This window comes from Streptomyces sp. NPDC013157 (assembly GCF_042899865.1).
GTDB lineage: Bacteria > Actinomycetota > Actinomycetes > Streptomycetales > Streptomycetaceae > Streptomyces.
This window is the reverse complement of record NZ_JBIBAK010000003.1, coordinates 252,523-275,763: the sequence shown is the minus strand read 5'-3', so window position 1 is coordinate 275,763 and position 23,241 is coordinate 252,523. Positions and strand designations below refer to the sequence as shown.

Sequence of the window (23,241 nt, the reverse complement as noted above, 5' to 3'; positions counted from 1 at the left end):
CCTCAGTCGAGCAGACGCTCACGCAGCCGCTCCCGGGTCTCCGGGGCCAGCTCCAGGCCCTGCTCCAGGTACGTGTCGACGTCGCCCCACATCTCCGCGATACTCTCGAAGGCCGCCGTCAGGTACTCCGCGCGGGCGTCGAAGAGCGGGCTGAGCAGGTCCATCACCTCGGGGCTGTAGGCGCCGTCCCCGCCGCCGCTGCGCCGCACCTTGTAGCGGCGGTGCTTGGCGTTGGACTCCAGGTAGTCGGCGAGGATCGCGTCCCGCTCCACACCCACCGCCAGCAGCGTCACCGCTATGGAGATGCCCGCCCGGTCCTTGCCGGCCGCGCAGTGCATCAGTGCCGGGACGCTGTCCTCGGCGAGCGCGTGCAGCACGCGCGAGTGCTCGTCGGTGCGGTCCTTGACGATGGTGCGGTACGAGCTGACCATCCGGGCCGCGGCCCTGCCGTCGCCCAGGAGCCCGCGCAGCTGGTCGATCTCCCCCTCGCGGACCATCTTCCAGAAGTCCGCGCCGTGCGCCGGGTCGGTCAGCGGCAGGTTCAGGTTCCGCACGCCGGGCAGCTCGACGTCCGGGCCCTCCAGCTTCTGGTCGGCCGCGTTGCGGAAGTCGAAGATCGTGTGCAGGCCGAGCGAGGCGAGGAACTCCGCGTCCTGCTCCGTCGCGTGCGCCAGATGGCCGCTGCGGAACAGCACGCCCGGCCGCACCCGGCGCCCGTCCACGGTCGGCAGGCCACCCACGTCACGGAAGTTGCGCACGCCGGCGAGCTCGGGCTCGGTCGACGGGACCTGCTGCGTCACGGGGGGCTCCTCCCGGTCGGCCCCGTCGGCGCTGCTCGTCGACGGGCACTGGACCGACCATACGACATCGGTTTCCACGGGCAATGAGTTGTCCACAGGCGTCGTCTCGGCGGCCCGTGGCCCTTGCTTCCGGAGCCCGCGGCCCTTGATGATGTTGGGGCTTGAGCGGATCTGTTGGCACCTGTGTGAGGTTTCTCGATGGTGGACATCGCCGAAAATGGTCGTACCTGGCTCCTGTCGGGCCCCGCCAGCAGCTACGCGCTGCATCTGACGGAGTCCGACGAACTGCTCCACCTGCACTGGGGGCCGAGGATCCGGCTCGCCGACGCCGAGGAGCTCGGCACCCGGGGGCTGCCCGGCTACTGGCCCTTCGAGTCCCCGCTGGACGGCCGCGAGGAGTATCCCGTCGAGGGCGGCCCCCGCTTCGTCCGCCCCGCCCTGTCCGTGCGGACCGAGGAGCGCCGGGGCACCGAGTGGGCCTTCGACTCCTACGAGGTCGAGGAGGACGAGCTCCGGCTGCGCTTCACTGACGACGGCATCGTCATCACCCTGCACTACCGGATGCGCGGCGACGTCGTCGAGCGCTGGGTGACCGTCGACAACGAGGGGCACACGCGCGTGGAGCTGCTGCGCGCCGACCCCGCCACCTGGACGCTCCCCGACCGTGAGGGCTGGCGGCTCTCCCAGCTGCACGGCCGCTGGGCCGCGGAGTCCCGGCTCACCAGCACCCCGCTCACCTACGGCGAGAAGGTCATCGGCAGCCGCCGCGGCCACACCGGCCACCAGCACCTGCCCTGGGTCGCCCTCGACACCGACGCCACCGAGGAGCGCGGCGAGGTCTGGGGCTGCGCCCTCGGCTGGTCCGGCTCCTGGCGGATCGCGGTCGCTCAGCTCCCGGACGCGCGCGTGCAGATCACCGGCGGCGCCGGCTACGACGACTCGGGCCTGCTGATGTTGGCCGAGGGCGAGTCGTACACCAGCCCCGTCTTCGCGGGCCTGTGGACCGACGGCGGTTTCGGCGGGGCGAGCCGCGCCTGGCACGCCTACCAGCGGGCGTACATCATCCCGGACGCCGATCAGGACCGGCCGGTGCTGTTCAACTCCTGGGAGGCCACCACCTTCGACATCTCCGAGGAGCAGCAGGCCACCCTCGCCCGCCGGGCCGCCGCGATCGGCGTCGAGCTGTTCGTGGTGGACGACGGCTGGTTCGGCGCCCGCACCAGCGACCGCGCCGGGCTCGGCGACTGGACGCCCAACCCGGACCGCTTCCCGAAGGGTCTCAAGCCGCTCGCCGACTACGTGCACGCCCTCGGCATGCAGTTCGGCATCTGGGTCGAGCCCGAGATGGTCAACCCGGACAGCGACCTGTACCGGGCACACCCCGACTGGGTGCAGTACCAGCCGGGACGGAAGCGGACGGAACTCCGCAACCAGCTCGTCCTCAACCTCGCCCGCGAGGACGTCCAGGAGTACCTGTGGGAGCAGCTCGACGCCCTGCTGTCCAGCGCTCCGATCGACTACGTCAAGTGGGACTTCAACCGCTGCTTCACGGACGCGGGCTGGCCCGGCGAGCCCTACCCGCAGCGCCTGTGGGTCGACCACGTGCGCGGGCTGTACGCCCTGCTCGACCGGATCCGGGCGGCCCACCCGAACGTGGCCATCGAGTCGTGCTCCGGCGGCGGCGGGCGGATCGACCTCGGGATCATGAGCCGTACCGACGAGGTGTGGACCTCCGACAACACCGACCCGCTGGACCGGCTCGCCATCCAGCACGGCTTCAGCCAGATCCACCCCGCCCGGGTGATGTCGGCCTGGGTCACCGACAGCCCGAACCACCAGCTCAACGGCCGGGTCAGCAGCCTGCGTTTCCGGTTCGTCAGCTCCATGGCCGGTGCGCTCGGCATCGGCGGCGACCTCTCGCAGTGGACCGAGGAGGAGCTCGCCGAGGCCGGCCGCTGGGTGGAGCTCTACAAGGAGATCCGGCCCCAGGTGCAGCGCGGCGATCAGTTCCGGCTGCGGCCGCCGGCCGGCGGGCTCAGCGCGGTGCAGTACACGCTCGGCGACGAGACCGTCGTCCTCGCCTGGCTGCAGGCCCAGAGCTACGGCGAGCCGGCGCCGGCGCTGAGGCTGCAGGGGCTCGATCCGACAGCGTCATACGAATGCCGCGAAACGGGCGAAGTGCACCGGGGTGCCGTCCTGTTGCACCACGGGCTGCGCACCGGACTGAAGGGCGACCTGGATGCGGCAGTCATCCGGCTTCGCCGGATCTGACACGTATACCCGAATTGGCGTCTTCATTACAACTCGGCGTGTAATAAGGGGACGTGGCATGACGTGCGTGAGGAGCGTCATATTCGTGACCGTCCGTCGCGCGTCATGCTCACGTAATCCTGGTGTTCCGTAAGCGGATTGGAAAAGCGAACAGACCGGAATTCACGGAGGGTGACCGGGATTTCCGGTAACGGATCAAGTGAAACCCGGACGGCCGGAAACCGGATGCTTGTCCACGTCCGTCCTACTCGTTTACGTTCGCCACACATCCGGTCGGAACGCCGAATCCTGCCGCCGCCCGGAGTCCCCACACACACTCACCCGTGCCCGGCAGGAGCGGGGGACCCACCAGGTAAGACCGCCTGTTCCGGTTCCCGGGACGGCTAGGGGTGCAGCCACGCTTTCCGCCGTGGCCGGGCAGCTCCAGCCCGAACCCGACAGCTCACCTCGCAGGCGCAGGAGAGGAATGCGCCATGCCCGCGAAGGGTAAGCACCGCCGCCCCAAGTCCCAGCGTTTCACCCGCTCGATGGCCGTCGCCGGAACCGGTGGCGCCGCGCTGGCTCTGCCGCTCATGGGGGCCACCGGCGCCCACGCGGCCACTACGCAGTCCGTTTCCGAAAAGGCCACCCAGACGCTTCCCGTGATCGGGAAGACCGCGGTGAAGGAGGCGCCCGCGGGGAATTCCGGCGCCGCGCATTTCGCGCACCGCATCTACACGGTGGTGCCCGGTGACTATCTCTCGAAGATTGCCCGCGAGCAGAACGTCCGCGGCGGCTGGCACCGGCTCTACGCCGACAACCGGCAGGCGGTCGGCGACAACCCCTCGCTGATCCACCCCGGACTCAAGCTGACCCTCGGTGGCCGGCACGCCACGACGACGGACTCCGGCTCCCGTCCGCAGACGCAGTCGAACCCGCAGTCGTCTTCCCCCTCCTCGTCCTCGGCCTCCTCCTCGTCCTCGGCCTCCTCCGCGGACGGCTCCGACGGTTCGGTCGCGACCACCTCCGGCTTCAACCTCCCGGTCGCCGCCGGCGCCGTCGGCACCGGTTACCACGTGGCCGGCAGCATGTGGTCCAGCGGCTACCACACGGGCGTCGACTTCGTCGTCCCGACCGGCACCCCCGTCAAGGCCGTCGGCGCGGGCACGGTCGTCACGGCCGGCTGGGGCGGCGCCTACGGCAACCAGGTCGTCATCCGGCTCGCCGACGGCTACTACGCGCAGTACGGCCACCTCTCCGCCCTCTCCGTCTCGGTCGGCCAGACCGTGACCGCGGGCCAGCAGGTCGGTCTCTCCGGCGCGACCGGCAACGTGACCGGCCCGCACCTGCACTTCGAGATCCGCACCACCCCCGACTACGGCTCGGACGTGGACCCGGTCGCCTATCTCCGCTCCAAGGGTGTCGCCGTCGGCTGACCCGGGGCCCCGCGACCGACGCTTCAACGTCGGTGTTCAGGGCCTTATTCCAAGGTTGGCAAAGTATTTAAAGGTGTCTTATCTCACCGAGCGTCAACCCCTTATTACGGTCGCGTAGGTCACAACCGAAGGTGAATCATGGTCCGACGTGGGAGACGATTCGAAGAATGACAATGCATCAGTGATCGGGTCGTACGCGGCGGTGGGGGACAGCTTCACCGAGGGCGTGGGAGACCCCGGCCCCGACGGGGCGTTCGTCGGCTGGGCCGACCGGTTCGCGGTACTGCTGTCCGACCGGCGGCCCGAGGGCGACTTCGGTTACACCAACCTCGCCGTGCGCGGGAAACTGCTCGACCAGATCGTGGCGGACCAGGTGCCGCAGGCCCTGGAACTCGCCCCGGACCTGGTCTCCTTCTGTGCGGGCGGCAACGACATCATCCGCCCCGGCACCGACCCCGACGAGGTGGCCGAGCGGTTCGAGCGGGCCGTGGCCCGGCTGACCGAGGCCGTCGGTACGGTGCTGGTGACCACCGGCTTCGACACCCGGGGCGTGCCCGTCCTCAAGCACATGCGCGGCAAGATCGCCACGTACAACGGACATGTCCGGGCCATCGCCGACCGGTACGGCTGCCCCGTCCTGGACCTGTGGTCCCTGAAGACCATTCAGGACCGGCGGGCCTGGGACGACGACCGGCTGCACCTCTCTCCCGAGGGGCACACACGCGTGGCGCTGCGTGCGGGCCAGGTGCTCGGCGTCGAGGTGCCGGCCGACCCGGACCAGCCGTGGCCCCCGCTGCCGCCCCGCGGCACCCTGGAGGTCCGCCGCGACGACGTGCACTGGGCCCGCGAGTACCTCGTCCCCTGGATCGGGCGCCGGCTGCGCGGGGAGTCGTCCGGCGACCACGTGACGGCCAAGGGAGCGCTCTCCCCGGACGACATCAAGATGCGGATCGCATCCGTGGCCTGAGGCGGAACCGGCGGGTAAGGGGTGGCCGCATTGCGGGCCGCCCCTTACTGCTGCCCGGGCAGCCCCAGTTCGCGCGCCAGCGCCTCGTCGGCCCACTCCTGGGCTCTGGACCGGGCCACGGCACCGGGATACGACGTCAGCTGGACGGCGAGCCCGTCGAGCAGCGCGGTCAGCCGCAGCGCCGCAGCCGGGGGGTCGGGGCACCCGAACTCGCCCGCGGCCACCCCCTCGGCGATGACCTCGGCGATCGCCGCCTTCCACTGCTGGTCCAGGCCCTTGGTGACGTCCCGCAGCGCGGGCTCGCGCAACGCCACCGCCCAGCCCTCGATCCACAGCCGCCAGCCCTTGGCCTGCCCGGTCGGCGCGTACCAGCGCACCGCGGCCCGCAGCCGGCGCAGCGCCGACGTACGGCGGCCCAGCAGCTTGCGCAGATGCGCCAGGTCGTCCTCGGCGGCGTAGGTGAAGGCGGCGGCGACCAGCTTCTCCTTCGTCGAGAAGTGGTACAGCACCAGCGCGTTGCTCACCCCGAGCGCCGAGGCCACATCGGCGATCCGCACTGCCGCCACGCCCCGCGCCTCGATCTGTTCGATGGCGGCCCGCAGCAGTTCCTCCCGCCGCTCGGCCACGCTCAACCGCACTCTCGCCACGCGGTCACCCTAATCGGTCGTTCCCCCGTCCGCGTCGCCGTCTCAGGCCAGCGGCAGCCGCATGATCGTCAGGTCCAGCCGGCGGCCGAACTTGGTGCCCACCTCCCGGACCGTGCCGACGTGCTCGAACCCGAACCGGTCGTGCAGCCGGATCGACGCGGCGTTCCGGGCCTCGATGCCGGCGATCATCACATGGTGGCCGGCCTCGCGCGCCGCGGCGATGAGCGGGCCAAGCAGCGCGGAGCCGATGCCGAGCCCCTGGCTGCCCTCGCGGACGTAGACGGAGTCCTCCACCGTGTGCCGGTAGCCGTCCAGGGCGCGCCACGCGCCGTAGACCGCGAACCCGGCCACCTCTCCCGGCGCGTCGGCGACCTCGGCCACGAGCGCCGAGCCACGTTCGAGGTGGGCGGCGAACCAGGCCGCGCCCTCGGCGGGTGACTGCGGGGTCTCGGTCCACAGGGCCGTCGAGTGCTCGATCGCGTGATTGCGGATCGCGCGGACGGCCTCCTCGTCACCTGGACGGGCCGGGCGCACCGCCACCACGCATCTCTCGTATATTGGATTCATGTCCAACATAGTAGAACCACCGGTGGACCCGCTGGTGCGGCAGATCGCCGCCCGGGTCCGCACCGAACGGGAGCGCCGCCGCTGGACGCTGGCGCAGCTCGCGGACGCCTCCGGTGTCTCCCCGGCGATGATCAGCCGGATCGAACGCGGCGAGAGCAGCCCCACCGCGGTCGTCCTCGGCAAGCTGTCCGCCGCCTTCCAGATCGGCGTCGCCTCGCTGCTGGCCCTCGCCGAGGGCATGCAGGGCGCACAGGAACCCCTGGCCGACACCCCGGGCGTGCGGCGCGGCGCCGACGCCGCCGAGTGGCGCGACCCCGGCACCGGCTACCGGCGCCGCCAGATCACCGGCCCGCGCTTCCCGGCGGAGATCGCCGAGATCCGGCTGCCCGCCGGAGCCCGGGTGCCCTACCCGGCCGCGGCCTTCGCCTTCGTACGGCAGCTCGTCTGGGTCCTCGACGGCAAGCTCACCTTCCACGACGGCGACACGGTCCACGAACTCGACGCCGGCGACACCGTCGAACTCGGCGCACCCGCCGAGCGCGTCTTCGCCAACACCACCGACGCCGAGTGCCGTTACGCCGTCGTCCTCACCCGCGACACCCGGCCGTGAGCCGGCCGCTGCCCCGTGGCGGCACGTTGCTGCCGGCGGCCACAGCCGGGACGGCGATCGCGAACAACTACGCCGTGCAGCCCGCGCTCACCGCGGTCGCCACCGACCTGGACGTGCCGCTCTCCGTGATCGGCCTGGTGCCGACCGCCGCGTTCGCCGGCTGTATGACCGGCTTCGCCCTGCTGCTCCCGCTCACCGACCACGTCGCCCCCAACCGCCTGGTCGCCGCACAGCTCGCGGCCCTGGCCGCCGCCCTCGGGCTCGCCGCCACCGCGCACGACGAGTTCGTACTGCTGACCGCCTACCTGCTCGTCGGCGCCGCCGCCAGTGCGGCCGCCCAGGCCGGCAACATCGCCGGCCGGCACGCCCCGCGGGGCCGCGGCGGGACCGGCGTCGCCCTCGTCGCCGCCGGCATGTCGGCCGGCATCCTGCTCAGCCGGCCGGCGGGCGGCGCCCTCACCGACGCCCTCGGCTGGCGGCGGATGCTCCTCGTCTTCGCCGCCGTCGCGCTGCTCGGCGCGCTCGCCGCCGCCACGCTCCCGCCCCGGCAACGGCCGGACGCCTCCCGCGGTTACCGCGCCCCCCCTGAGAGCCCTCCCGCCGCTGCTCTTGCATCAGCCGGGGCTTCGGCGCGCGGTGACCACCGGCGCGCTCTGGTACTTCGCCTTCAACCTCGTCTGGATCGCCCCACCCTGGCCCTGGCCCAGCCGCCGCACTCGCTCGGACCGGACGCCATCGGCCTCTACGGCCTGGCCGGGCTCCTCGGCCTCGCCGCGCACCCGCTCACCGGCCGCCTCACCGACCGGTACGGCCCGCGCACGGTGATCACCGCCGCCGTACTCGCCGCCGCGGCCGGCACCGCCCTGCTGGCCACGGGCCTGGACACCCCCTGGCGCACCGCCCTCGGCCTCGCCCTCTTCGACGCCGGCTGCTTCGCCGCCCAGGCGGCCGACCAGAGCCGCGTGATCGCCCTCGACTCCGCCCGCTCCGGCAGCCTCAGCAGCGTCTACCTCGTGGTGTACTTCACGATCGGCGCCCTCGGCACGGCCGTCGCGGCGCCCCTGCTCGCCGCGCTCGAACGGCGGGGCACCAGCCTCACGGTCCTGAGCGCGCTGCTGCTCGCCGCCGCTCTCGGACGCCGCTGACGGCGTGTCGCGTCACCGGTACCAGCCGAACCGCTCCGCGATCACCGGCAGCCGGTCGGTCACCAGGGCGTGGGCCGCGGCCCGCGGAGTCGTGCCGTCGGACTCCGCACGGTCCAGCATCAGCTCCACCAGAGCCCGCATCGAGCGGCGGATGTGGGCGAACGCCTCGTCGGCGTCGGGGCCGACGTCGCCGAACAGGGTCCACCACCACCAGGCGTTGGTGCCCGAGTTGACCACCACGTCCGGCAGCACGGTCACCCCGCGCGCGGTGAGCCGTTCCTCCGCTTCGGGCAGCACCGGCATGTTCGCCGCCTCCACGATCCAGCGGGCGGTGACCAGGTGCGCGTTGGCCGCGTCGACCACGTACGACACCGCCGCCGGCACCAGCACCTCCGCGTCGGCGGACAGCCAGGCGTCGCCCGGCAGTTCCACGTCCCCGGGGCGCAGCGCCGCGCGGTCGACGGTGCCGTAGGCGTCCCGCGCGCGCAGCAGCGCCTCCACGTCCAGACCCGCCGGGTTGGCGATCGTGCCCTTGATGTCGGCGACCGCCACGACCGTGAGCCCCGCGCGGGCGAGGAACCGCGCCGTGGCCCCGCCCATCGTGCCGAGGCCCTGCACGGCGACCCGCGTCCCCGCGTACGGCACCCCGGCCCGGTCCAGCGCCGTCAGCGCCGACTCGGCGACCCCGCAGCCGCCGGCCAGCTCGTCGAGACCGATCCCGTCCACCTCGACGGCGAAGGCGTCCGCCAGCCGCCGCCGGGCCGCCGCCTCGTCGTCCAGCAGCGGATACACGGCCTGGATCGAGGAGACCAGCCCCGCCTCGGCCGCCGCCCGGTCCACCAGGTCCTGGGTGAGCCCGAGGTCCTCGCCGGTGGTCCAGAAACCCTCCACGTACGGCCGCATGGCGCGCAGGTAGCGGACGAGCAGGGCGTACGACCCCGGGTCCTGCGGATCGCAGTCGATGCCGCCCTTGGCGCCGCCCAGCGGGATGTAGCGGCCCTCGGGGTTGTAGTGCAGGGCCTCCTTCATCGTCATGCCGCGCGCGAGCCCGGTCACCTCCTCCAGGGTGCAGCCGGGCCGCATCCGCAGACCGCCGCTGGCCACGCCCCGCACCAGCCGGTCGACGACCAGGAAGCCCTGGCGGCCGGTGACGTGGTCGGTCCAGACGAGGGACATCAGGGGAGCGGTCACGGGGGGCTCCTCGGGAGCGGTGTGAAGAAGCGGTGTTACTGAACAGTGGGTCAGTATCGGGAGGTGGACGGTGCGGTGTCAACGCCGACTGTCCGAAAGGCCGACCATAATGGGGACCTCGGCGACACCACTGGAGGTACCGTGACCGGTTTGCGTTCCCTGAGCTCCGGGCTCCGCGTGCTGCGGCCCGCTGCCTTCGGCGCGGACCCCGGCGGCGCGCGCCTGGCCCGTATCCAGGGCTCCCCGCACTTCGCGGACGGTGTCTTCCAGAACCCCGGCGGCACCACCCGGATGCGGCCCTCGGGGTCGATGCTGGAGTTCGCCAAGACCTACTTCGAGAAGGAGCAGCGCGCCCGCAGAGCCCCCCGGGGCACGGTCCCGGTGCACCCCACCACCGTCGCCGACCTCGGCCGGCCCGCCGCCACCGGCCTGCGGGTGACGTGGATGGGCCACTCCAGCGTCCTCGCGGAGATCGACGGACACCGCGTCCTGTTCGACCCCGTCTGGGGCGAACGCTGCTCCCCGTTCCCGTTCGCCGGGCCCAAGCGGCTGCACCCGGTGCCGCTGCCGCTCGCCGCGCTCGGCCCGGTCGACGTCGTGGTCATCTCGCACGACCACTACGACCACCTCGACCTACCGACCATCAAGGCGCTGGCAGACACGGACACCGTGTTCGCCGTGCCGCTCGGCGTCGGCGCCCACCTCGAACACTGGGGAGTGCCCGCCGACCGGCTGCGCGAGCTGGACTGGCACGAGGAGACCAAGGTCGGCGGACTCACCCTGACGGCCACCCCCGCCCGCCACTTCTGCGGCCGGGGACTGCGCAACACCCAGCACACCCTGTGGGCGTCCTGGGCCGTCGCGGGCGAGGAGCACCGGATCTACCACAGCGGTGACACCGGCTACTTCGACGGCTTCAAGGACATCGGCGCCGACCACGGCCCCTTCGACGTGACGATGATCCAGATCGGTGCGTACAGCGAGTTCTGGCCCGACATACACATGACGCCCCAGGAGGGCATGCGCGCCCACCTCGACCTCCAGGGCGGCCAGCCGCACGGCGTGCTGCTGCCGATCCACTGGGGAACCTTCAACCTCGCCCCGCACGCCTGGGCCGAGCCGGGGGAGTGGACCAAGGACGCCGGCGACGAGGCGGGCCAGGCGGTCGCGCTGCCGCGTCCCGGCGAGCCCTTCGAGCCGTCCGGCAAGCTGCCCGCGGACCCCTGGTGGCGTGCGGTCTCGGCGCCGGTCGCCAGGCCCTGGCAGCGCGAGAAGCGGCCGGAGGGCGCCCCCGGGCAGGGGGACCTCGGTCTCGCGGGCGAACTGTGACGACTGGCTGTCGGTGAGGAACGTGACGAAAGACCGGTGATTTCGGCACCGCTGTGGTGGTGACGTGAAAGTGGCGTGCATGCCCCTGCACAACCTGGGCAGGGGCACCGTCATGAGCCATGCACATATGCCAAGTCCCGCTTTTTTACCGGGACTCGAGCTCTCCCGGCGCTTCTACACCGAGGTCGTCCGTCCTCTCCTGGAGGAGGCCGCTCCCGGCATACCCCACTCCGCCGCCCGCATCGGCGCGGGCTCCGAGGTGCTCGGTTACGACACCGAGCGCTCCGCCGACCACGAATGGGGCCCGCGGCTCCAGCTCTTCCTCCACTCCCACGATGTGAACCGCCACGCCGGACGCATCAGACATGTGCTCGCCGAACACCTCCCCAAGACCTTCCACGGCTGGCCCACCCACTTCGCCGCCACGGGGGACCGGGACATCGGCGTCATGCGGGTCACCGACGGTCCCGTACACCACCGCGTCGAAGTGACCGGTGTCTCCTCCTGGTTCCGGGCCACCCTCGGCCTCGACCCCGCTTCCGGGGTCACCCCGACCGACTGGCTCGCCCTGCCCACCCAGCTCCTCGCCGAGGTCACCGCGGGCGCCGTCTTCCACGACGGCCTCCACACGCTCACCCCGGCCCGCGCCGCCCTGCGCTGGTACCCCCACGACCTCTGGCTCCACGTCCTCGCCTGCCAGTGGCAGCGCGTCTCCCAGGAGGAGGCCTTCGTCGGCCGCTGCGGCGAGGTCGGCGACGAGCTGGGCTCCGCCGTCGAGGCCGCGCGCCTGGTCCGCGACCTCATGAGGCTCTGCCTGCTGATGGACCGGCGCTACCCGCCGTACGGCAAATGGCTCGGCAGCGCCTTCGCCCGCACCCCCGCGGCCCCGCGGCTCACCTCCGAACTCACCGCCGTTCTCGCCGCCACCGACTGGCACCTGCGCGAGCGTCACCTGGCGCAGGCGTACGAGATCGTCGCCCACCTGCACAACGAACTGGAACTCACCGACCGGGTCGACCCGGCCACGCGCCCCTACCACTCCCGCCCCTACCGGGTGCTGCGCGCCGACCGCTTCACCCGGGCCCTCACCGCCCGCATCAAGGACCCGGACATACGGGAGCTGCGCAGGGCCGGCGCGGTGGACCAGTTCATCGACAGCGCGGACCTCCTGAGCCGCCCGGACCTGGCCCGGGCCGCGACCGACGCCGTGACGGGCATCGACACCCACGACGGCCCGCCCCGCGCCCCGACGAAGGACCGCCGGAGCCAAGACGGTCACCGTGGGTGACGCTCTGGGGGGTGGTGGAGGGGGTGCGGACGACCCTGTGGCCGCCCCGGCGGGCCGGCCGAGGGTGCGCGCACCGAGGGGAGGCGGGTGGGGCGGAGCGCCGGAAGCCGCGACCCGCATCTTCTGTGTCTGACCGTTTCTGAGCAGGTCGGATCGTCGGTTGACTGTTCGAGGGTGGGGCGGTGAGGGGGTTATCGGTCTTTCGTACGACGGCTCATACCAGAGCGGGACCATCTCCGGGGGACTTTGTCAACTGCCCACCGCACATGATGCGTCGGCGACTACTGTGAGTGTCCGTCGGACGACACGGGGCCGAATTCTTTTGCGGTCCCCACGCCCGGCACCGCGATGGCGCATGCCCGACTCGCGCGACCCGCGCGAGAAACCAGGCCCGACGGACCAGTACGAGGACGCAGATGTCTCACCTCCGCGCACCGGCCGCCCGTGCCGACCGCCGTGAGGGCGGCCGGCATGGACGACCGGTCGCCCGACCCGTTCCCGCGCTGCCCGAGACCCACATACGGCCTCAGCTTATGCGACTGGCGGTGCTGCCCCCGGTCGCGGTGGCGCTCAGCGGCTGTGCGGCCGTCCTGTTCACCGTCCGCTCCACCGGCGCCCGGCCCAGCCTCACCCTGCTGGCCGTGCTCGCCGGAGCGGTCTCGGTGACGGCCGCGGGCATCGTGATCGCCGCCGTGGCCGCGGGCCGTGCCGCCCGCTCGGTCAGCGACCGTGTGGGCGTCCTGCGCCGCAACGCCGCACGCGGCGAGGCAGATCTGCTGGCCCTCGTCGACGCACTGCGCCGCGGCGAGACCCCGCCCCCGCGCAAGCCGCGCGGAGGACCGCCCGGGGACGCGGACGACTTCGAGCTGCTCGCCGCCGACCTGTCCCGCGCGCACGACGGCGCCGTCACCGCCGTCGTCCAGGCGGCCCAGCTCTCCAGCCAGGCCGGCAGCGAACAGAAGCTGGAGGTCTTCGTCAACCTGGCGCGGCGGCTTCAGTCCCTCGTGCACCGGGAAATCTCGATCCTCGATGAACTGGAGAACGAGATCGAGGACCCGGACCTCCTCAAGGGCCTCTTCCACGTCGACCACCTGGCCACCCGGATCCGACGGCACGCCGAGAACCTCGCCGTCCTCGGCGGCGCCGTGTCCCGGCGGCAGTGGAGCAACCCCGTCTCCATGACGGAGGTGCTGCGCTCCGCCATCGCCGAGGTCGAGCAGTACTCCCGGGTCAAGCTCGTCCCGCCGATCGACGGCGAACTGCGCGGGCACGCCGTCGCCGACGTCATCCATCTCCTCGCCGAACTCGTCGAGAACGCCACGGTGTTCTCCGCCCCGCACACCCAGGTGCTGCTCCGCGCCAACCTCGTCACCTCCGGCCTCGCGGTCGAGGTGGAGGACCGCGGACTCGGCATGCCGGTCGGTGAACAGTCCAAGATGAACGCCCTGCTCGCCGACCCCGACCAGGTCAACGTCGCCAGCCTGCTGGCCGACGGCCGCATCGGCCTCTTCGTCGTCTCCCAGCTCGCCCGCCGCCACGGCATCAACGTCCGTCTCCAGACCAACATCTACGGCGGCGTCCAGGCCGTACTCGTCGTCCCGCAGGGCCTGCTGGGTACGGCACCGGGCCTACCCGGGACTCCCGGTTCGGTACCGCAGCCGCGCGACCCGGCGCACGGGGGCGGTGCGCCGGGGGCGCCGACCGGTGCGCCCGGAGCCGGGAGAGCCCGGCCGTCCGACGGCACCGGGACGCCGGCGGGCGTCCCGGGAGGCGCCGCCGCCGGGCCGGACACCGGAGCCGGAAGCAGGGCCACCGCGGGCGGGCCGCCGGCCGGCCGAGGGCCCGGGCAGCAGCAGGGTCCCGCCACGGCTGCCGCCGGCGGACGGCGCCGGCACGCGCAGCACGGGAGCGCGCCCGCGCCGCTGCCGGTGCGCGGTGCCCAGGAGACACGCCCGAACCCCGCCGAGGCGCTGCCCGGCATCCGGCCCGAGGACCGGCCGGCGGTCGCCGAGCACGCCGGTGCCCCGCCGGTACCGCGGGTCGGCGCCGTGCGCGGCACGATGGGCAAGCCCCAACTGCCGCGCCGGCGCGCGCAGGAGCACATCGTTCCCCAGCTGCGCGGCGGCCCCGCGCCCCGCCAGGAGAACGAGAACCCGGCCGGGCACGACCCCGGCCTGATGGCGGCCTTCCAGCGCGGCATCGGCCTCGCCGAGGCCCAGCAACACCTGGAGGCCACCGAGGGGGAGCCGACCGCCGCCCAGCCTGTGGGCGGGGCACATGGCGCGTCCCCCCATAACGGATTCACCACCGTGGGCTTCGCCGACATGGGCGCCGGTGACGGATCCGGCGATCGGCCGCCCAACACGTCCCATGCCACGCACATGGACGCAACGCACATGGAGGCCGCGCATATGGAGGCGGCACACGTGGAGTCCGGGTACCTGACCCCGGGCCACACCGCTTCCGACCACACAGCTCCCGACCACACGGCGCCGGACCAGTCCGCCCGGGACCGCATGACCCCAGAACCCCTGGCCCCGGACCCCCTGGCCCCGAACCCCCTGGCCCCGGGGCACATGGCCTCCAGCCACACGACCTCGGGCCACATGGCCACAGGCCACCCGGCGGCCACGGACCACATGGCCCCCACAGACCACATGGCCCCCACGCACATGAGCCGAGCACACCGGGACCCCGCCGACACCCAGTCCGCGTCCCGGTCCCAGTCGTACTCCCAGGCCCTGCGCCCGGTGCACACCTCCGAATTCACCGCCCGGCCCGACGGGAGCGCACCGGCCGGATGACCAGCACCGTTCCCACCCCCACCCCCACCCCCAGCGCTCCCGCTGATCTTCGTACCCCAAGGAGTCGATCCACCATGGCGAGCGATGCGCCGACCGCCCAGGTATCCGACCTCGACTGGCTGATGAGCGGCCTGGTGCAGCGCGTGCCGCACACCACCAGTGCGGTGCTCCTGTCCTGCGACGGACTGGTGAAGTCCGTCCACGGCCTAGACCCGGACAGCGCCGACCACATGGCGGCGCTCGCCTCCGGCCTGTACTCGCTCGGCCGCAGCGCGGGCGTCAGGTTCGGCGACGGCGGGGACGTCCGCCAGGTCGTCGTCGAACTCGACTCGACGCTGCTGTTCGTCACCACCGCCGGCTCCGGCACCTGTCTCGCCGTGCTGGCGGGCCGGGAGGCCGACGCCGCCGTCCTCGGCTACGAGATGGCGATGCTGGTCAAGAGCGTCCGCCCGTACCTCGTCACCGCGCCCCGGCAGCACGCCGTCGAATCCACGGCGATGAGGCCTTGAGGGTGGCGGCAGCCGGCGACGGGCCCTGGCTCGACGACGCGGCCGGACGCCTCGTGCGCCCGTTCACGGTCAGCAACGGCCGGACCGAGCCCAGCATCGCCCTCGACCTCATGTCGCAGGTGATGGCGACCGGGTCCACGCCCCTCGGCTACCTCGGCCTCGAACACGCACAGGCCCTCGACCTGTGCCGGGCCCCCGTCTCGGTCGCCGAGGTCGCCGCGCACCTCAAACTGCCCGCCGTGGTCACCAAGGTGCTGCTCTCCGACCTGGTCGACTGCGGGGCGCTGACCGCCAAGCCCCCCGTGTTCCACCACAACCCCACTGACAGGTCCCTCCTGGAGGCAGTGCTCGATGGACTACGACGACAGCTCTGATCCCTTCCCCACCGCGCTGAAAATCCTGGTGGCCGGTGGGTTCGGGGTCGGCAAGACCACCTTCGTGGGCGCGGTCAGCGAGATCGCGCCGCTGTCCACGGAGGAACTCCTCACCACGGTCAGCGCCGCGACCGACAGCCTCGACGGGATCGAGAACAAGGTCGAGACGACCGTGGCCATGGACTTCGGCCGCATCACCCTGGACCCGGAGCACGTGCTCTACCTGTTCGGCACGCCCGGACAGGAGCGGTTCTGGTTCATGTGGGACGAGCTGTCCGAGGGCGCGCTCGGTGCGGTCATCCTCGCCGACACACGGCGCCTGGAGGACTGCTTCGCGGCCGTCGACTTCTTCGAGGAGCGCGGCCTCGGCTTCATCGTCGCCATCAACGAGTTCGACGGCTCCTACCGCTACGACCCCGAGGAGGTGCGCGCCGCCATCGACCTCGACCCGGAGGTCCCGGTGGTCCGCTGCGACGCCCGTATCTCCAGCTCCGGGGTCCAGACCCTGCTCACCCTCGTCCGCCATCTCATCGCCCACGCTCCGGTCTCCGCGCCGAGCCACGGCGCCCACATGTGAACCCCATACACCCCTCACGGAGCCCGTATATGACCCACGTCCACTGCGACGGAGCCCGCGGATGAGGTACGACCCACCGCGCCCGGCCGGCCGGCTGCTGCTCACGCCGGAGGACAAGGAGGCCCCCGAGCGCACCCGGCGCCTCGGCCAACTGCGCCTGGGCGCGGACCCGGACCCCGCCCTCGACGCCTACGCGGACCGGCTCGCAGAGGTCACCCGGGCGCCGTACGCCATGGTCAACTTCATCGACCTGAACCGTCAGTTCTTCGCGGGCCTGCACCTGCCGGACGTGGCGCCGCCCGTGGTACGGCCCGACGGCAGCACCCCGGTCCTCGGCCGTGAGCTGCCCCGCGACCATGGTTTCTGCCCCCATGTGGTGGTCCGGCGCAAGGCGCTGGTCCTGGAGGACGTCTGCGACTACCCGCGGTTCGCGGGAAACCCGGTCGTCGACGAGTTCGGCATCCGTTCCTACCTGGGCGCCCCGCTGATCGACAGCACGGGGACGGTGCTCGGCACCGTGTGCGTGGTCGACGTGGAGCCGCGGCCCTGGGGCCGGCCCGGTCTGGAGACCATCAAGTCGTCGGCGGCCGAGCTGGTGGCCCGCATCGAGCGCCGCGAGGCAGACGGTCTGCCGCTGCTGTGACGACGGGAACAGCCCTTCTACCAGCCGACTGGTCTATTACCTCCGTGTCCTGACCCATGCCCGCGGCGGGGGTCATCGGGCGTCCTCGACCCGGCCCGGGTCGTTGGGGTGGGACTCCAGCGGAGTGACGGTGACCGACATCCACGGGCGCAGTGGCAGGGTGCCAAGCACCTTCTCGTGGAGTTCCTCCTCGTCGGCGGCCCGCCAGACGCCGATGCTGCGCAACTCGCCCACCGGCCGCCACAGCCGGGCCAGGTGACCGGTCGCGGCCAGTTCCCCCGCCCGCACGGCCTCCGCGGCCCGCCGCCGGTCGACCTCGTCCTGGCCCGTGCCCTCGGGGATGTGCGTGGTGATCTCGACCAGGAACTCTCGCACGATGTGCTCCCTCCGTCGTTGGTGAGTCCATCGTGCGCCGCCGCCGGCACCCCCGCCACGACCGGCCGACTCGCTGCTGGGAGGCGCGGCCTCCCAGCGCGCGTAGCATGACGCGCGTGGAACTGCGCCAGCTGCGGTACTTCGTCGCGGTCGCCGAGGAGCTGAACTTCGGCCGGGCCGCCGAGCGGCTGCTCATCGCCGGCCCCTCCCTCTCCCAGCAGATCAAGGCGCTCGAACGGGACCTGGGCGTCCGGCTGTTCGACCGGGACCGCCGCTCGGTCTCCCTCACCCCCGCCGGCGCCGCGCTGCTCCCGCACACCCGGGACCTGCTGGAGCGGGCCGACGACCTCAAGCGCCGGGCGGGCCGCCTCTCGGGCTCCCAGGCGGTACGGCTCGGCTACGTCAACTGGCTGCCACCGGACCTGGGTTCGCGGACGGCCGCGGTGGCCCGGGTGCATGTGGACGCCTGGGTCGCGCCGTCCCACACCCAGGCCGCCCGGGTCGCCGACGGCAGCCTGGATCTGGCCGTCTGCTGGGTGCGTGCCGAGGACCTCGAACGGCTCGGGCTGCGGGCCCGGCTGATCGGCGCGGACCGGCTGTACGCCGTCGCCAAGGGCACCGACACGAGCGACCTGCCGGCCCGGGACACCGACATCCTGATCGACGAGGACGTCACCTCCTGGGCCTCCTGGAACGTGTACGCCGAAGAGCTCACGCAGGCCGTCGGCGCCCGTCCGGTGCGCATCTCCGACGGCGCCGTCACCGGCCCCGCCTACTTCGACCACGTCCGGCGCTGTACCCGGCCCGTCCTCAACTCGCCCAAGGGCCAGACCGCTCCGCTCCCGCCCGACCTGGTCCGCCGCGAGATCGTCGCGCCGAAGGTGTACTGGACCTGGTCCCTGGTCTGGCGCGCGAGCGAGGACCGGGCCGGCGTCCTGGCCGCCGTCGACGCCCTGTGCGACGGCGTCGGCGACCTCGGGATCCACGCCCCGGACGCCTGGCTGCCCGCGGGCGACCCGTACGCGCTCCACGGCTGAGCTGCGCTGGGAGGCTGCGCCTCCCAGCCAGGAGGAAACCGATCCTGGCACCTGCGACGGGCCCGGCCTACCTTCCAAATAGTCGACCGGTCGGCTAGTGACCGGTCAGCCACTACGGAGAAGGTCATCATCATGAGCACGCAGCAGCAGAAGGTCGCGATCGTCACCGGTGCGTCCCAGGGTATCGGCGCCGCCCTCGTCGAGGGCTACCGCAAGCTCGGCTACGCGGTCGTCGCCACCTCGCGCACCATCGCCCCCGCCGACGACGCCGACGTCCTGACCGTCCAGGGCGACATCGCGGACCCGGCGACCGCCGCGCGGGTCGTGGCCGCCGCCGTCGAGCGGTTCGGCCGGATCGACACCGTGGTCAACAACGCGGGCATCTTCGTCGCGAAGCCCTTCACCGACTACACCGCCGCGGACTACGCCGCCGTGACCGGCATCAACATCGCCGGCTTCTTCCACCTCACCCAGCAGGCGGTCCCGCACCTGCTGGCCCAGGGCGGCGGGCACGTCGTCAGCGTCACCACCAGCCTGGTCGACAGCGCGGACGCCCGGGTCCCCTCCGTCCTGGCCTCGCTGACCAAGGGTGGCCTGCAGTCCGCGACCAAGTCCCTGGCGATCGAGTACGCCACCCGTGGCATCCGCGTCAACGCGGTGTCGCCCGGCACGATCAAGACTCCCATGCACCCGGCGGAGACCCACGAGTTCCTCGCCGCCCTGCACCCGGTCGGCCGGATGGGTGAGGTGAGCGACATCGTCGACGCGGTGCTCTTCCTGGAGGCCGCGCCGTTCGTCACCGGCGAGATCCTGCACGTCGACGGCGGTATGAGCGCCGGACACTGACGGCACGGCACGTCACCCAGCACCTCGCCCGGAAACACCCAAAGGAGCGGACATGACCAGCACGGCGGACGACACGGCGATCCTGACCGGGGTCCTCGACCGGTGGAAGGCGGCCGTCGACGCACACCGACCCGAGCGCGTCGCGGCCCAGTTCACCGAGGACGCCGTCTTCCAGGGCCTGCACCCCTACAGCGTCGGACGGCAGGGCGTCGCCGCCTACTACGACTCGCAGCCCCTCGGGATGAAGGCGGCGTACCGCGTCCTGGAGACCCGGCGGCCCGCCGACGGCGTCGTCCTCGGCTACCTGGCCGTCGAGTTCTCCTTCACGGACCGGCCCCCGCTGGACGTGAAACTCTCCGTCCTCGTCACCCGGACGGGCGAGGACTGGCACATCGCCCACTACCAGGTCTCCCGGCTCGACTAGCCGTCTCCTGCCGGGTGTTCCGGGGGTGTGAAGCCGAGCTGTGGCGGCGCTTAAGAAATCCTCGATGGACCGATGCGCCGGGGTGCGGCAGATTGCTGTGAGATTCCACCCCCCTCCCCGGCCGCGGGCCGCTTCGGCGTCCCCGCGGCCGGGACCTCACGCACAGGAGCCGTAGCGTTGAAGGCGCTGGTCAAGGAGAAGGCGGAGCCCGGGCTGTGGCTCACGGACGTGCCGGAGCCCACGGTCGGTCCCGGTGACGTACTGATCAAGGTCCTGCGGACCGGCATCTGCGGCACGGACCTGCACATCCGGGCCTGGGACGGCTGGGCCCGGCAGGCGATCACCACCCCGCTCGTGGTCGGGCACGAGTTCGTCGGCGAGGTCGTGGCGACCGGCCGGGACGTCACCGACATCAAGGCGGGCGACCGCGTCAGCGGCGAGGGCCACCTCGTCTGCGGCAAGTGCCGCAACTGCCAGGCCGGGCGGCGCCACCTGTGCCGGGCCACGGTCGGTCTGGGCGTCGGCCGGGACGGCGCGTTCGCCGAGTACGTCGCGCTGCCCGCCGGCAATGTCTGGGTGCACCGGGTCCCCGTCGACCTCGACGTGGCCGCGATCTTCGACCCGTTCGGCAACGCCGTGCACACCGCCCTCTCCTTCCCGCTGGTCGGCGAGGACGTCCTGATCACCGGCGCGGGGCCGATCGGTCTCATGGCCGCCGCCGTGGCCCGGCATGCCGGTGCCCGGCACGTCGTGATCACCGACGTCAGCGAGGAGCGCCTCGACCTCGCCCGCAAGATCGGCGTGAGCCTCGCCCTGAACGTGTCGCAGGCCGATATCGCCGACGGACAGCGGGAGCTGGGCCTGCGCGAGGGCTTCGACGTGGGCCTGGAGATGTCCGGCCGGCCCGAGGCCATGCGCGACATGATCGCCAACATGACGCACGGCGGCCGTATCGCGGTGCTCGGTCTGCCCGCCCAGGAGTTCCCCGTCGACTGGGCCCGGATCGTCACCTCGATGATCACCATCAAGGGCATCTACGGCCGTGAGATGTTCGAGACCTGGTACGCGATGTCGGTCCTCCTGGAAGGCGGACTCGACCTCGCCCCCGTGATCACCGGCCGCTACGGCTACCGCGACTTCGAGGCGGCCTTCGCCGACGCGGCGAGCGGCCGCGGCGGCAAGGTCATCCTCGACTGGACCGTGTAATTCCTCGCGTCATTCCCTGGGAGCTTCTGGCATGTTCGACTCCGTGCGCGACGACCTGCGCGCCACCCTCGACGAGATCCGCGCCGCCGGCCTGCACAAGCCCGAGCGCGTGATCGGCACCCCGCAGTCCGCGACCGTCGCCGTCACCGCGGGCGGGCGCCCCGGCGAGGTCCTCAACTTCTGCGCCAACAACTACCTGGGCCTCGCCGACCACCCCGAGGTGATCGCCGCCGCCCACCAGGCACTGGACCGCTGGGGCTACGGCATGGCCTCCGTCCGCTTCATCTGCGGGACCCAGGAGGTCCACAAGGAGCTGGAGGCCCGCCTGTCGGCGTTCCTCGGCCAGGAGGACACGATCCTCTACTCCTCCTGCTTCGACGCCAACGGCGGTGTCTTCGAGACCCTCCTCGGCGAGGAGGACGCGGTGATCTCCGACGCCCTCAATCACGCCTCCATCATCGACGGCATCCGCCTCTCCAAGGCGCGCCGCTTCCGCTACGCCAACCGCGACCTGGCCGACCTGGAACGGCAGCTGAAGGAGGCGCAGGGCGCCCGGCGCCGGCTGGTCGTCACCGACGGCGTGTTCTCCATGGACGGCTACGTGGCCCCGCTGCGCGAGATCTGCGACCTCGCCGACCGCTACGACGCGATGGTCATGGTCGACGACTCGCACGCCGTCGGCTTCGTCGGCCCGTCCGGCCGCGGCACCCCCGAGCTGCACGGCGTGATGGACCGCGTCGACATCATCACCGGCACCCTCGGCAAGGCCCTCGGAGGCGCCTCCGGCGGCTACGTCGCGGCCCGCGCCGAGATCGTCGCCCTGCTCCGCCAGCGCTCCCGCCCCTACCTCTTCTCCAACACCCTCGCGCCGGTGATCGCGGCGGCCTCGCTGAAGGTCCTCGACCTGCTGGAGGCGGCGGACGACCTGCGGGTCCGGCTCGCCGAGAACACCGCCCTGTTCCGCCGCCGGATGACCGAGGAGGGCTTCGACATCCTCCCCGGCGACCACGCCATCGCCCCCGTGATGATCGGCGACGCGGCACAGGCGGGCCGGATGGCCGAGCTGCTGCTGGAGCGGGGCGTGTACGTGATCGGCTTCTCCTACCCGGTGGTCCCGCAGGGGCAGGCCCGGATCCGCGTCCAGCTGTCCGCCGCCCACTCGACGGACGACGTCAACCGCGCGGTGGACGCCTTCGTCGCGGCCCGCGCTGAGCTGGCGGGCTGAACAAGGGAACTGGCGGGCTGAGCGGCACCGAAGGGCTGAACGGCACCGACGGTCCGGGTGGCTCGGACATATTGCGATAATCAACCTCATGATCGAAGCGCGGCGGCTCCACATCCTCCGTGCGGTGGCCGACCACCGCACGGTGACTGCGGCTGCCGCCGCGCTGTATCTGACCCCCTCGGCCGTCTCCCAACAGCTGACGGCACTCGAACAGGAGACCGGCCACCGCCTGGTCGAGCGCAGCGCCAAGGGCGTACGGCTGACCGCGGCCGGCGAGATCCTGCTCGCCCACACCAACGCGGTCCTCGCGCAGCTGGAGCGGGCCGAGGCCGAGCTGGCCGCCTACGGATCCGGCGAGGCCGGCACGGTCACCGTCGCCGCCTTCGCCACCGGCATCGCCGAGGTGGTCGCCCCGGCCGTGGCCCACCTCGCCCGCATCGCCCCCGGCATCCGCATCCGGGTCCAGGACGCCGAGGGCGACGCCAGCCTCCCGATGGTCCTGGACCGGCAGGTCGACGTCGCGGTCGCCGTCGAGTACCGAGGGGCCCCGCCCGCCGACGACCCCCGGCTCACCCACGTGCCGCTGTACGCCGAGCCGTTTGACGCCGTCGTCCCGCTCCACCACCGGCTGGCCGAGGCCTGCGAGGTTCCTCTCGCCGAACTGGCCAAGGACGCCTGGATCGGCCCGTACCCCGGCAACCCCTGCCACGACGTGGTCGTCCTGGCCTGCGAGAGCGCCGGCTTCCAGCCCCGCCTCGAACACTCCTCCGACGACTTCCGGGCCGTGGTGGCCCTCGCCGCGGCCGACGCGGGGGTGGCCCTCGTCCCGCGCAGCGCGCTGCGCGGCATGGACCTGACCGGTGTGGTCGTACGCCCCGTCGACGGCGTCGCCCCGACCCGCCGCGTCTTTGCGGCCGTACGGCGCGGAGCCGAGGACCATCCGCTGATCCGCCCGGTGCTCGACGCCCTGAGCGAGGCGGCGGGGCTGTGA

The 23,241-nt window shown here is 72.4% G+C and carries 23 protein-coding genes and 1 riboswitch; of the genes, 18 read left to right on the top strand and 5 right to left on the bottom strand.

Going from position 1 to position 23,241, the window contains the following annotated elements; genetic code table 11:
- Positions 1 to 2 precede the first annotated feature (2 nt).
- A complete protein-coding gene (locus ACFY6U_RS11390; protein WP_390036983.1) occupies positions 3 to 800 on the bottom strand; it encodes a tyrosine-protein phosphatase in 798 nt (265 codons plus the stop codon).
- A gap of 198 nt (positions 801 to 998) precedes the next feature.
- On the opposite strand from ACFY6U_RS11390, the gene ACFY6U_RS11385 reads away from it, so the two are divergent.
- From ACFY6U_RS11385 to ACFY6U_RS11375, 3 genes are all read left to right on the top strand, one after another.
- Positions 999 to 3,071: an alpha-galactosidase gene (locus ACFY6U_RS11385; protein WP_390036981.1), complete on the top strand. Its 2,073-nt coding sequence runs from the start codon at positions 999 to 1,001 to the stop codon at positions 3,069 to 3,071.
- A gap of 308 nt (positions 3,072 to 3,379) precedes the next feature.
- Positions 3,380 to 3,540, top strand: a riboswitch (cyclic di-AMP (ydaO/yuaA leader).
- A 4-nt stretch (positions 3,541 to 3,544) separates the two neighbouring features.
- Positions 3,545 to 4,486 carry a peptidoglycan DD-metalloendopeptidase family protein gene (locus ACFY6U_RS11380; protein ID WP_390036979.1) on the top strand — a complete coding sequence of 314 codons (942 nt, stop codon included), beginning with the start codon at positions 3,545 to 3,547 and terminating at the stop codon, positions 4,484 to 4,486.
- Between the two features lie 181 nt (positions 4,487 to 4,667).
- The gene (locus ACFY6U_RS11375; protein ID WP_351490655.1) at positions 4,668 to 5,453 is read left to right on the top strand and encodes an SGNH/GDSL hydrolase family protein; all 786 of its coding nucleotides are present in this window, start codon (positions 4,668 to 4,670) and stop codon (positions 5,451 to 5,453) included.
- 44 nt (positions 5,454 to 5,497) lie between these two features.
- Here the strand turns inward: ACFY6U_RS11375 and ACFY6U_RS11370 are convergent, their stop codons facing one another.
- A complete protein-coding gene (locus tag ACFY6U_RS11370; protein ID WP_390036976.1) occupies positions 5,498 to 6,100 on the bottom strand; it encodes a TetR/AcrR family transcriptional regulator in 603 nt (200 codons plus the stop codon).
- 42 nt (positions 6,101 to 6,142) lie between these two features.
- Positions 6,143 to 6,667 carry a GNAT family N-acetyltransferase gene (locus ACFY6U_RS11365; protein ID WP_390036974.1) on the bottom strand — a complete coding sequence of 175 codons (525 nt, stop codon included), beginning with the start codon at positions 6,665 to 6,667 and terminating at the stop codon, positions 6,143 to 6,145.
- On the opposite strand from ACFY6U_RS11365, the gene ACFY6U_RS11360 reads away from it, so the two are divergent.
- Together ACFY6U_RS11360 and ACFY6U_RS11355 are read left to right on the top strand one after the other, a co-directional pair.
- Positions 6,666 to 7,277 carry a helix-turn-helix domain-containing protein gene (locus tag ACFY6U_RS11360; protein ID WP_390036972.1) on the top strand — a complete coding sequence of 204 codons (612 nt, stop codon included), beginning with the start codon at positions 6,666 to 6,668 and terminating at the stop codon, positions 7,275 to 7,277. The two genes, ACFY6U_RS11365 and ACFY6U_RS11360, sit on opposite strands and share 2 nt — an antisense overlap.
- Entirely contained in the window at positions 7,274 to 8,422 is a 1,149-nt protein-coding gene (locus ACFY6U_RS11355; RefSeq protein ID WP_390036970.1) for an MFS transporter, read from the top strand. The genes ACFY6U_RS11360 and ACFY6U_RS11355 overlap by 4 nt, the downstream gene beginning before the upstream one ends.
- A 12-nt stretch (positions 8,423 to 8,434) precedes the next feature.
- Here the strand turns inward: ACFY6U_RS11355 and ACFY6U_RS11350 are convergent, their stop codons facing one another.
- Positions 8,435 to 9,613 carry a Glu/Leu/Phe/Val dehydrogenase dimerization domain-containing protein gene (locus ACFY6U_RS11350; RefSeq protein WP_390036968.1) on the bottom strand — a complete coding sequence of 393 codons (1,179 nt, stop codon included), beginning with the start codon at positions 9,611 to 9,613 and terminating at the stop codon, positions 8,435 to 8,437.
- Positions 9,614 to 9,754: 141 nt separating this feature from the next.
- Here ACFY6U_RS11350 and ACFY6U_RS11345 point away from each other — a divergent pair, with 141 nt between their 5' ends.
- The 7 genes from ACFY6U_RS11345 to ACFY6U_RS11315 all read left to right on the top strand — a co-directional run bounded on the left by ACFY6U_RS11345 (position 9,755) and on the right by ACFY6U_RS11315 (position 17,137).
- Positions 9,755 to 10,942 carry an MBL fold metallo-hydrolase gene (locus ACFY6U_RS11345; protein WP_390036965.1) on the top strand — a complete coding sequence of 396 codons (1,188 nt, stop codon included), beginning with the start codon at positions 9,755 to 9,757 and terminating at the stop codon, positions 10,940 to 10,942.
- Positions 10,943 to 11,069: 127 nt separating this feature from the next.
- Positions 11,070 to 12,230, top strand: a complete 1,161-nt coding sequence (locus ACFY6U_RS11340) for a DUF4037 domain-containing protein (RefSeq protein WP_390037620.1) — start codon at positions 11,070 to 11,072, stop codon at positions 12,228 to 12,230.
- 416 nt (positions 12,231 to 12,646) lie between these two features.
- On the top strand, positions 12,647 to 15,034 hold the full coding sequence (locus ACFY6U_RS11335) for an ATP-binding protein (protein ID WP_390036963.1): 2,388 nt from the start codon (positions 12,647 to 12,649) through the stop codon (positions 15,032 to 15,034).
- Positions 15,035 to 15,108: 74 nt separating this feature from the next.
- On the top strand, positions 15,109 to 15,543 hold the full coding sequence (locus tag ACFY6U_RS11330; RefSeq protein WP_089107225.1) for a roadblock/LC7 domain-containing protein: 435 nt from the start codon (positions 15,109 to 15,111) through the stop codon (positions 15,541 to 15,543).
- Positions 15,544 to 15,545: 2 nt separating this feature from the next.
- Entirely contained in the window at positions 15,546 to 15,917 is a 372-nt protein-coding gene (locus ACFY6U_RS11325; protein WP_217552435.1) for a DUF742 domain-containing protein, read from the top strand.
- Positions 15,895 to 16,494 (top strand): ATP/GTP-binding protein, encoded by a 600-nt coding sequence (locus ACFY6U_RS11320; protein WP_351495158.1) that lies wholly within the window; start codon positions 15,895 to 15,897, stop codon positions 16,492 to 16,494. The genes ACFY6U_RS11325 and ACFY6U_RS11320 overlap by 23 nt, the downstream gene beginning before the upstream one ends.
- 61 nt (positions 16,495 to 16,555) lie before the next feature.
- A complete protein-coding gene (locus ACFY6U_RS11315) occupies positions 16,556 to 17,137 on the top strand; it encodes a GAF domain-containing protein (RefSeq protein WP_293992228.1) in 582 nt (193 codons plus the stop codon).
- Positions 17,138 to 17,209: 72 nt separating this feature from the next.
- Here ACFY6U_RS11315 and ACFY6U_RS11310 read toward each other — a convergent pair whose 3' ends face one another.
- Positions 17,210 to 17,512 carry a muconolactone Delta-isomerase family protein gene (locus ACFY6U_RS11310; protein ID WP_390036960.1) on the bottom strand — a complete coding sequence of 101 codons (303 nt, stop codon included), beginning with the start codon at positions 17,510 to 17,512 and terminating at the stop codon, positions 17,210 to 17,212.
- Between the two features lie 107 nt (positions 17,513 to 17,619).
- Here ACFY6U_RS11310 and ACFY6U_RS11305 point away from each other — a divergent pair, with 107 nt between their 5' ends.
- The 6 genes from ACFY6U_RS11305 to ACFY6U_RS11280 all read left to right on the top strand — a co-directional run bounded on the left by ACFY6U_RS11305 (position 17,620) and on the right by ACFY6U_RS11280 (position 23,241).
- Positions 17,620 to 18,549 (top strand): LysR family transcriptional regulator, encoded by a 930-nt coding sequence (locus ACFY6U_RS11305; protein WP_390036958.1) that lies wholly within the window; start codon positions 17,620 to 17,622, stop codon positions 18,547 to 18,549.
- 132 nt (positions 18,550 to 18,681) lie between these two features.
- Positions 18,682 to 19,395, top strand: coding sequence for an SDR family NAD(P)-dependent oxidoreductase (locus ACFY6U_RS11300; RefSeq protein ID WP_390036956.1), 714 nt, complete (start codon positions 18,682 to 18,684; stop codon positions 19,393 to 19,395).
- Between the two features lie 52 nt (positions 19,396 to 19,447).
- Positions 19,448 to 19,819 carry a YybH family protein gene (locus tag ACFY6U_RS11295; protein ID WP_390036954.1) on the top strand — a complete coding sequence of 124 codons (372 nt, stop codon included), beginning with the start codon at positions 19,448 to 19,450 and terminating at the stop codon, positions 19,817 to 19,819.
- Between the two features lie 177 nt (positions 19,820 to 19,996).
- On the top strand, positions 19,997 to 21,025 hold the full coding sequence (gene tdh, locus ACFY6U_RS11290) for an L-threonine 3-dehydrogenase (RefSeq protein ID WP_390036952.1): 1,029 nt from the start codon (positions 19,997 to 19,999) through the stop codon (positions 21,023 to 21,025).
- A gap of 31 nt (positions 21,026 to 21,056) precedes the next feature.
- Positions 21,057 to 22,250, top strand: coding sequence for a glycine C-acetyltransferase (locus ACFY6U_RS11285; protein ID WP_390036951.1), 1,194 nt, complete (start codon positions 21,057 to 21,059; stop codon positions 22,248 to 22,250).
- An 88-nt stretch (positions 22,251 to 22,338) separates the two neighbouring features.
- Complete coding sequence (locus ACFY6U_RS11280) at positions 22,339 to 23,241, top strand: LysR family transcriptional regulator (protein WP_390036950.1); 903 nt, start codon at positions 22,339 to 22,341, stop codon at positions 23,239 to 23,241.